The organism is Streptomyces graminilatus (assembly GCF_001418565.1).
Lineage (GTDB): Bacteria > Actinomycetota > Actinomycetes > Streptomycetales > Streptomycetaceae > Streptomyces > Streptomyces graminilatus.
Map to the genome: position 1 here is coordinate 1 of NZ_LIQQ01000713.1, position 8085 is coordinate 8085.

Genomic DNA, 8085 nt, shown 5'->3' on the forward strand with positions numbered 1-8085 from the left:
GCACGTACAGCGCCCGGCTTCCTGGGGCTGAACTCGGGCTCTCGGAGGCGATCGAGCAGGAGATCCTCGCCCCGTTCGAGATCGACGTGCTGGAGATCCGCGACCCCTCCCCCGTGCTCGGGCTGTCGGAGGAGGCGCTGCGGAACCGGCGCCTCGCCCTGCTACAGACCGCGCGAAAGGCCCCGGCTGGAGCGGAAACCTCGAATCCGAATGATCGCTACGCGACAGGACGCCCGCGCACGGGGCCTGGTACGCCCCGCTCGCCATCGCCGTGCACCTGGCCTTTCGGCCGCCGCGCCATCCTCGGCGTCTGCGTCGGTACCGCCGTCTACGTCGTTCTCCGGCCCGCGTCCGGCGGGAGGGCGGCGATCCTCAACCGACCGCACCCGCAGTGCGGGCGAGCTGGGCCACGCGTGACAGGGTCGGCTTGTCGATGATCGTGAGCAGGTTCGCCATGAACTCTTCCTCCCCGCCCGGGGCCAGCAGATCATGGCTGACCCCGGCAAGCATGGAGAGCAGCGCCAGGGAGTCCCCGCCCAGCCGGTGGAAGTCGGCCTCCTCGTCCAGTCGTTCCGGGGGGATGGCGAGGACCCGGGACCAGACCTCGGCCACTGCCCGGGTGACCGGGTCGGCGGTCGTGGATGCCGTACGCGCCACCATGTCGGAGGCCGTCGAGCTGTCGTCGGCGGCGAAAGGATCGGGCAGAGCCCGCGCGTCCACCTTGCCGCTGATGGTGTAGGCCAGTTCGGAGACTGTGACGAACGCCGCCGGAACCATGTAGGGCGGCAGCAGCGCAGCCGTGTGCTCCTCCAGCTCCTTCGGGGTGACCTCCGCTGTGGGGATGACGTAGGCACAGAGCGTCTTGCCCGTACCACCGGGCCGCGTCCTGGCCACCACCACGGCGCGCTCCACCGAGGGATGCCGCTCCAGCGCTCGCGCCACCTCGGCGGGCTCGACCCGGTTGCCGCGCACCTTGACCTGGTCGTCGTTACGGCCGACGTAGGCGAGGTGCCCCGAGGGCAGGACGGTGGCCAGGTCCCCGGTCCGGTACACCCTGGTGCCGTCGGCCAGCCGGACGAACCGCTCGGCGTCCAGGTCGGGGCGGCCCAGGTAGCCGCGTGCCAGCTGAATGCCACCCAGGTACATCTCCCCCGTCTCGCCGGGCGCGACGAAGCGATGCCGCTCATCCAGCAGGTACACCGCGGAGTTGTAGCCGGGAAGCCCGATCGGCACCGCGTGAGCGCCGCCGTCGCTCGCCTCGTCGAAGACATGGGCGGTACACCCGACGGTGACCTCGGTCGGACCGTACTGGTTGACGATCCGGCACTTCTCCCCGAACATCCGCTGCGCCCGCGCGGCCACCTCCACCCGGAGCTGCTCACCGGTGATGATCACACCGGTGTAGCCGGTGGGCCGGAGGTCCAGTTGCCCGATCAGGTCGAGATGGGAAGGGGTGAGGTTGAGCATGGTGGCGCCGGACCGTTCCAGCAGTCCGCGCAGCGTCAGGTGGTTGATGCGGCCGGGCACCAGCACGATCGCCCCGCCCACCATGCCCGGCCCGAAGACCGATGTCATGGAGACGTCGAAGGACAGCGAGGTCATCAGGGAGAGCCTGGTCTCCGTGTCGATCCGGAACATGTCCAAGGCCCAGTGCAGGTAATTCAGCAGGTTCCCGTGCTCGATGAGCACACCCTTGGGCCGGCCGGTCGAGCCGGAAGTGTAGATCACATACGCCAGATCGTCCGAGCGTGGCCGGACGTCGGGGAACTCGGCCTGGCCGGGCTTCGCTCGTGAAAGGTCGTCGAGCGGCAGCGGTACGCAGCCGGACGAGAAGAGGTCCCGTCCCTCGTGGCCCTGTTGGACCAGGCAGTGGCGCACGCCCGCATCGGCCAGCACGTCGGCGAGCCGGTGGTCCGGGTGCAGCGGGTCCAGGGGAAGGAAGGCCGCCCCGGCCCGGACGACTCCCCAGATACCCGCGATGGCCGCCACCGTGCGGTCGGCGAGCAGCCCCACCACGGAGCCCCGGCCGACGCCGAGGCGGTGCAGTTCGTGGGCGACGGCGTCGGCACGGTCACTGATCTCGCGGTAGGTGACATCACCCTCGGGACCGGTGAGCGCCACCTGGTCCGGCGCCCGCCGCACCTGAGAGCGGATCAGCTCCATCAGGCTCTCACCACGCACCGCGCGTTCGGTCGGATTGCCGTCCCAACGACGGTTCCTGGACGGCGACAGCGCCTCCTCCACCGTGTCGAGCAGATCCTCCGCGCGCTGCGCCACGCCGGGTCCGTCCAGCCAGGAAACCGTGACCTCGGTGTGGTCGCCGGAATCCATGAGGTCGACGGCCGGAGGGGCGCCGGGTCCGGTGCCCCCCAGGGTGTACATCGCGGTGGCCCGGAAGCCGTCGGCGGAGAAGTCGGCCAGGTCGAAGGTGCCGAGGTGGGTGACGAAGGCCAGCCCCGAGTAGCGGTCCGAGCGGGCGGCCGCACGGGCGACGGCCTTCGACAGCAGCCGTATGGCCGTCCTCGGAACGCGCATCACGTCCGGCTCGGTGCGCAGGGCGACCTCTTCGCCCTCGGCGAGCGCCGCGAGCAGCTTCCGGTGGATCTGCTCCCAGTCCTCGCCGCCCTCGACGTCGAGGACCAACGCCTGCGACAGCCACGCCGTGGACCGGATGTCCGGGTCGTGACGGCGCAGGTCGACCGGGACGAAGAAGCTCCCTCTCCCTCCTGGCCCGTAGGCGGCCGCGAGCGCGGCGGCGACCTTGGCGGTGGCCGCCGGGTGGGTGCCGTCGACCGTCCTGTTGCGCCACATCACCTTCCGGCTGCTCCCGGGCACGCGGCCCAGCGGGGACGGCCACTTCAGGGCGCCCGCACCGCGCGGGATCGGGGGCAGCCCCTGGGGATACAGCGCCTCGAGGAACTCCGTGCTGTTGAGGACCGACGACGCGCCCACGGGCTCCTGCCCGCGCAGGACACGGAAGACATCCGCGGCCCACAGGGCCAGGCCCCGGGCGTCGGTCACCTCGTGTCGGCCCCTGAGGACGACGGAGGCCGGGTCGCCGGGGTACAGCAGCACTTCCAGGGGCGTGCCCGGACGACTGCCACGGGCATGGAGTGCCTGGCAGTCCAGGCGGCGCCGGTCCAGCGGGCGGTCCATGACCCGCACGGCCGGGCTGACCCCGCTGTCCACCCACATCTTGCCCCGCCGAACCAGCCGTGTACCGGGTGAGGCCTCGGAAGCGAGACCGACGGCCCTGATGACGTCATCTGGTGAAAGGCCACCCTCGCCCTCGATCACATACTGGATGTCCTGTGGCATGGGCAGACCAAGATAGGTCCACTCGGCAGGAGTCATGGCACGCTGGTAGGTAGGGCCGACTGCTGTGTTCTTCATTCGATCTCCAGGCGGGCGCGCACATGCCACATCGGCAGGCGCCTCATCATGCGGGGCAGATTGCTAGGGGAATCTCCAGAGCTGCCCGAAAGAGGTCAAGAAGTGGTATGGCATCACCCATGAACCGGTATGGCCGGTGTGGCTGCGGCGGAGAGTCCGCGCCCCTGAGAGCCGTGCGGGCTCGACGGCGGCACAATGCCGGCTGTCGGACTGCGGGTGCCGACTTACCGAAGCAGACCTCCCGGCCCGCACAGGAGTGCGCCACCATGGGGCGCCCCTCGGCGGCCGCGACTGGGATTCGGCCTGGCGGGCGTGTTGCCGCCGCCCGGTGCCCTGGCATGGGACCGAGTAGGAGGGCCATCCCGGCCCGGGCTCGGCGGCATACTGCGGTCATGAGTGGAGAGGATTCGACACGGCTGGCGAGAGCCCTCATCGAGTTCCGAGAGGCCGAGGGCATCGCGGAGCGTGAACTCGCGCGCCGTACCTGGCTGAGTGAGGCGACCATCAGGACCTTCGAACGCGACCGTGGGGACCTGCCCACCCCGACTGTTGCCCGAAGCTTCGAGGAAGCACTTGGCTGGGCTCCGGGCAGCATCAAGACCGCGCCGTCCGAGGCGATGGGCCGTGAGACGTCGGCCGAGTCGGCCATGGACCTCGAGTAGGTGTGCTGCTCAGGGCTGAGTTCCGGGCGATTGCGGTCGTGGCCAGGCGAAGAGTCCTGGCTCGTTTTCGGCCAGGATTCCTCGGTCGACCAGCCGCTTGAGCTCGAGGCAGACGTTGTTGATGTTGTTGGGCGCTACCGCCACGTCCATCGCCTCGCACACCTGCCGCGCACGCAGCGGCCCGTCGGCCGCGGTGAACACCGCCATGATCTGCTGGGCAGGCCGGATGGTCCGGCAGTTTCGGTGCCGGCGGGGGCGGGCGGCTGCGGATCGGGCAGCGCCAGCAGTGTCTTGCGGGTGATCCGGACCTCCTCGGCGGCCCGGCCGAGTTCGTCGAGCTGGGCGGTCAGCTGCGTGATCTGTTCCCGCGTCGTCTCGGCCTGCGCGGTGATCTCCCGTTCCCGCTCCTCCAGCCGTGCCAGTACCGCACCGAGCGTCAGCTCCCCGCCGGTCATGCGGTGCGCCAGGCGGGTACGGTCGCCGCGGTCAGCCGCCGCAATATCACCGCGGTCATCGCCCAGTACACCCGCGACTCCGAACTGCGAGGCAGGTGCTCGTAGTCGCGCACCAGCCTGCGGTACAGCATCAAGATCCCATAGGCGAGTTCCGCGACCCACCGCTTGGCCTGGGGAACGAACCCGGCCGACTCTTGTAGCCGGTGCGGCCAGGGCAATGATCGACGCACAGCAGGAGCGTGGTGCCCCGCTGCCGCGGGAGCTGGCGGAGCAACTCATCGCACGGAGTCTGCACGCCCTGAGCCGACTGGTCGGCCGAGGTGCCTGCTTGGACGACATCGTGAACCGCGTGGCGGTTCCCGGGGGCAACACCGCTACCGCTCTCGACGCCGCGGGGGACGGCCTCGCCGCGGCATGGCGTGCCGCATTCCAAGCGACGGCGGACAGCGAACGGTCAAAGTCGGCGCCACAGCTCGGGGCACGGCGGGATTGAACCTGGCGCCATGCCATAGGACGCTTGCGATGGCACCTGCTGCCGGGTGTCCTGGGGCGTGGGGCGATCACCGGTCGGTGAGTTCCGCGAGTCTGCGTGCGAGTGTGGCGCGTTCTGGTTCGTTGCGGACGAGGTCGAGGGCGGTCCGGTAGGCGGCGGCCGCGTCGGTGGTGCGGCCCAGTCTTCTCAGCAGGTCGGCCCGTGCTGCGGGAAGCAGGTGGTAGCCGCGCAGTTCCTCGGCCTCGGTAAGGCCGTCCAGGAGGGCGAGGCCTGCCTGGGGGCCGTCGCGCATGGCGATGGCCACGGCGTGGTTCAGTGCGACGAGCGGGGACGGCTGGATCTGGAGCAGCACGTCGTAGAGTGCGACGATCTGTGGCCAGTCGGTGGTGGTGAAGTCGGTTGCCTCGTCGTGCAGCGCCGCGATCGCTGCTTGCACCGCGTACGGTCCGACGCCAGGACCGGTCAGGGCCGGTACGACGAGGCGCTGTCCCTCGGTGATGAGGTCGGTGTCCCACAGGGCGCGGTCCTGGTCCTCCAGCAGCACCTGTCCTCCCGCGGCGTCGGTCCTGGCCGCGCGTCGGGCGTCTGTGAGCAGCAGGAGTGCGAGGAGGCCTGTCACCTCTCGTTCTCGGGGCAGCAGCCTGTGCAGGATCCGGGCGAGGCGGATGGCTTCGTCGGCCAGGTCGGGGCGGAGGAGGTCGTTGCCGGAGCTGGCGGTGTATCCCTCCGTGAAGACGAGGTAGACGACCCGGAGCACGCTGGGCAGTCGTGCGGGCAGTTCGTCCGGGCCCGGGACGCGGAACGGGATGCGTGCGCTGCGGATCTTGCGTTTGGCACGCACGATGCGCTGGGCCATCGTCGCGGTGGGCACCAGGAATGCCCGGGCGACCTCGGGTGTGGCCAGGTCCGCGAGGAAGCGCAGTGTCAGTGCGGTCTGCGCCTCGGGGGAGAGTGCGGGGTGGGAGCAGGTGAAGAACAGTTGCAGCCGCTCGTCGGGGATGTCGTCGAAGCCCGGCTCGGCCTGGGTCACCGTGGTGGTGGCCCGGTCGTTTTCCACCTGGAGTTCCGCCAGCCGCTGCGTGTAGGTGCGGTCGCGCCGGATCCGGTCGATGGCCTTGCGGCGTGCCGTGGTGAGCAGCCATGCCAGTGGTTTGTCCGGCACGCCGTCGACCGGCCACCGCTCCAGCGCGGCCTCGATCGCGTCGGAGGCGCTCTCCTCCGCAAGGTCGAGATCTCCGAACCGGGCGGCGAGCAGGGCGAGCAGCCGGCTCCGGTCCTCGCGGAACACCGCTTCCACGGAGCGGGCCGCTCGCCGTTCGTTCATGACTGGTCCGGCTCCCAGACCGTGCGAACCTCGACGGTGCCGTAGCGGGCACCGGGACACCGGGCCGCCCAGTCGAGCGCGGCGTCGAGGTCGGGAACGTCGATCAGGTAGTAGCCCCCGACGATCTCCCGGGTCTCCGCGAACGGCCCGTCGGTCACGACGCGCTCCCCGTTCACCCGGACACGCACCGTCGTCGCGGTCGAGACGTCCAGTCCGTTGCCGTCGAGCTTGACGCCGGCATCGGAAACAGCCTTGTCGAACGCCATGAACTCCTCCACGGTCGGCCCTTCGGCCGGCTGCTCTTCGGTGGAATCGGGCGACGGGGTGTTGATCAGCAACAGGTACTTCACGGTGCGCTCCTCATGCGTTGGGCCGGTTACGCAGGTATGACGAACGGCCAGAAGGAGAATCGACAGACCGGCCGAAGAATCTTGCCGTGGACTTGGGGGACGACCGGAGCGCCGCCACTCCTCACCGACGATGTTCCGTGTTGATGATCTTCCGTCCCCGCCGCAGAGCCTTCGCATAAGGCCGGCCGAACTAGGCCGCCGCACGGGGCCGACGGCGAACGGGGCAGCTGACGGGCATGCGTGGCGGCAGGCTTCAGTCGTTCTGTGGTCCGGTGGTGCTGGGAGAGTCCACGAGGTCGATGCCGTGCTCGGCGAGGGTGGCGGACAGCAAGTCCACTTGGCTGGGAGGGAGTTGGCCGGCGTTCAGCTTGGTGCGGGTCTTCGCGAGCCATGGGCCGATCATGACGCGCTCGCCGTCGACCTCGATCCATTCCCGGGCGCTGGGGGTGCGTTCCCACCGTGTGAGGAAGAGCCCGAGGATCTCGGCGGTCTGCGCGAACGTACGCCGCCGCGGTGTGCCCGGGCTGCCTGCGGTGTGCTCCTGGCCCAAAGCGACGCGGTCGGGGGTGAGTCCGATACGGGTGAGCAGATCTTGCTGGCCGGGGTCGAGGTCGGTCCAGGTGGTGAACTGGCGGTGCAGCCAGGTGCCTGCCTTCACCGAGTGGATCACCGTGTCGCGGCGTAGCGTGCTGGGGTGGTTGCCGGCTTCGAGGTGGTGGCGCAGCAGGTGGTATTTGCGGTGCCAGTCGGGGCCGAAGGGGAGTTTCCAGTCCGGGTCGAGGGCGGTTAGCTGGGTGTCGCGGTCCGCGTTGAGGCGGTGTCTGCGGGCCAGAGCGCGTTGGTCGACGAGGAACTGGCCGCCGGGGGCCTGTGCCGGGATGGCGAGGTGGCCGTGTTCGGCGTGGAAGGCTTCGACGGTGGCCAGGTGGCCCTGCCAGGTGGCTTCGTGGTCGTCCCAGATCATGCCGAGCTTGTCGAGTTCGGCGATCCATGCGGGGTCGAGGGTGCCCGCGTGGTAGGCGGTGCGCTGGCCAGTGATGAAGCTGCCGAGGCGGTAGCCGTAGGCGTCCTCGTAATCGGCGGGCACGCGCAGGTGGTCGTGTTCGGTCTGGTAGCGGATGGTGGCGGCGAGGCCGGCTCGGCGGGGGGCGGACGGGACGGCGCCGCTGGAGGGCCATACGAGCAGGTCGAGGGCGCGGGCGATCGTGGTGGGGTCGAGGGTGTGGTCGAAGCGGAAGCGGCGCGTGATGTAGGTGTGGGAGTCGCGGGCGGGGTGCTGGTTGTTGGCTCGCGGGGTGCGGGCGGCGATGGTCTGGTCGTGGTGGCGCAGGGCGGCGGTGACCAGCCAGAGGGCTTCGTAGGGGGTGCCGAGGAGGTCGGTGGGGTCGGTGCCGGGCGGGATGTAGGC

The 8085-nt window shown here is 70.1% G+C and carries 8 protein-coding genes and 1 pseudogene; 3 read left to right on the top strand and 6 right to left on the bottom strand.

The window, feature by feature from the left end:
• A pseudogene (locus AOK08_RS49040) lies at positions 1-194 on the top strand (hypothetical protein); the annotation flags it as partial.
• Positions 195-372: 178 nt separating this feature from the next.
• Here the strand turns inward: AOK08_RS49040 and AOK08_RS40440 are convergent.
• Positions 373-3393 carry a non-ribosomal peptide synthetase gene (locus tag AOK08_RS40440; RefSeq protein WP_063794234.1) on the bottom strand — a complete coding sequence of 1007 codons (3021 nt, stop codon included), beginning with the start codon at positions 3391-3393 and terminating at the stop codon, positions 373-375.
• Positions 3394-3785: 392 nt separating this feature from the next.
• On the opposite strand from AOK08_RS40440, the gene AOK08_RS40445 reads away from it, so the two are divergent.
• Entirely contained in the window at positions 3786-4055 is a 270-nt protein-coding gene (locus AOK08_RS40445) for a helix-turn-helix domain-containing protein (RefSeq protein ID WP_055535366.1), read from the top strand.
• Positions 4056-4189: 134 nt separating this feature from the next.
• Here AOK08_RS40445 and AOK08_RS40450 read toward each other — a convergent pair whose 3' ends face one another.
• Both AOK08_RS40450 and AOK08_RS40455 read right to left on the bottom strand, forming a co-directional pair.
• Positions 4190-4510: a prefoldin domain-containing protein gene (locus AOK08_RS40450; protein WP_241827310.1), complete on the bottom strand. Its 321-nt coding sequence runs from the start codon at positions 4508-4510 to the stop codon at positions 4190-4192.
• Positions 4507-4740 (bottom strand): hypothetical protein, encoded by a 234-nt coding sequence (locus tag AOK08_RS40455; RefSeq protein ID WP_422125820.1) that lies wholly within the window; start codon positions 4738-4740, stop codon positions 4507-4509. The genes AOK08_RS40450 and AOK08_RS40455 overlap by 4 nt, the downstream gene beginning before the upstream one ends.
• Between AOK08_RS40455 and AOK08_RS49045 the strand changes: the two genes are divergently transcribed.
• A complete protein-coding gene (locus tag AOK08_RS49045) occupies positions 4728-5003 on the top strand; it encodes a pyrroline-5-carboxylate reductase dimerization domain-containing protein (RefSeq protein WP_055535367.1) in 276 nt (91 codons plus the stop codon). The genes AOK08_RS40455 and AOK08_RS49045 overlap by 13 nt on opposite strands.
• A gap of 67 nt (positions 5004-5070) precedes the next feature.
• Here AOK08_RS49045 and AOK08_RS40465 read toward each other — a convergent pair whose 3' ends face one another.
• From AOK08_RS40465 to AOK08_RS40475, 3 genes are all read right to left on the bottom strand, one after another.
• On the bottom strand, positions 5071-6327 hold the full coding sequence (locus AOK08_RS40465; RefSeq protein WP_055535369.1) for an RNA polymerase sigma factor: 1257 nt from the start codon (positions 6325-6327) through the stop codon (positions 5071-5073).
• Positions 6324-6677, bottom strand: a complete 354-nt coding sequence (locus AOK08_RS40470; RefSeq protein ID WP_055535371.1) for a YciI family protein — start codon at positions 6675-6677, stop codon at positions 6324-6326. Before AOK08_RS40470 ends, AOK08_RS40465 begins: the two co-directional genes overlap by 4 nt.
• Positions 6678-6930: 253 nt before the next feature.
• A partial coding sequence (locus AOK08_RS40475) for a helicase associated domain-containing protein (RefSeq protein WP_198539551.1) occupies positions 6931-8085 on the bottom strand: 1155 nt, incomplete at its 5' end.

What these genes read in the sequence shown, in the direction of transcription:
- AOK08_RS40440 (WP_063794234.1), bottom strand. Translation starts at nt 3,393, where the DNA reads ATGAAGAACACAGCAGTCGGCCCTACCTACCAGCGTGCCATGACTCCT.
- AOK08_RS40445 (WP_055535366.1), top strand. Translation starts at nt 3,786, where the DNA reads ATGAGTGGAGAGGATTCGACACGGCTGGCGAGAGCCCTCATCGAGTTC.
- AOK08_RS40450 (WP_241827310.1), bottom strand. Translation starts at nt 4,510, where the DNA reads ATGACCGGCGGGGAGCTGACGCTCGGTGCGGTACTGGCACGGCTGGAG.
- AOK08_RS49045 (WP_055535367.1), top strand. Translation starts at nt 4,728, where the DNA reads ATGATCGACGCACAGCAGGAGCGTGGTGCCCCGCTGCCGCGGGAGCTG.
- AOK08_RS40465 (WP_055535369.1), bottom strand. Translation starts at nt 6,327, where the DNA reads ATGAACGAACGGCGAGCGGCCCGCTCCGTGGAAGCGGTGTTCCGCGAG.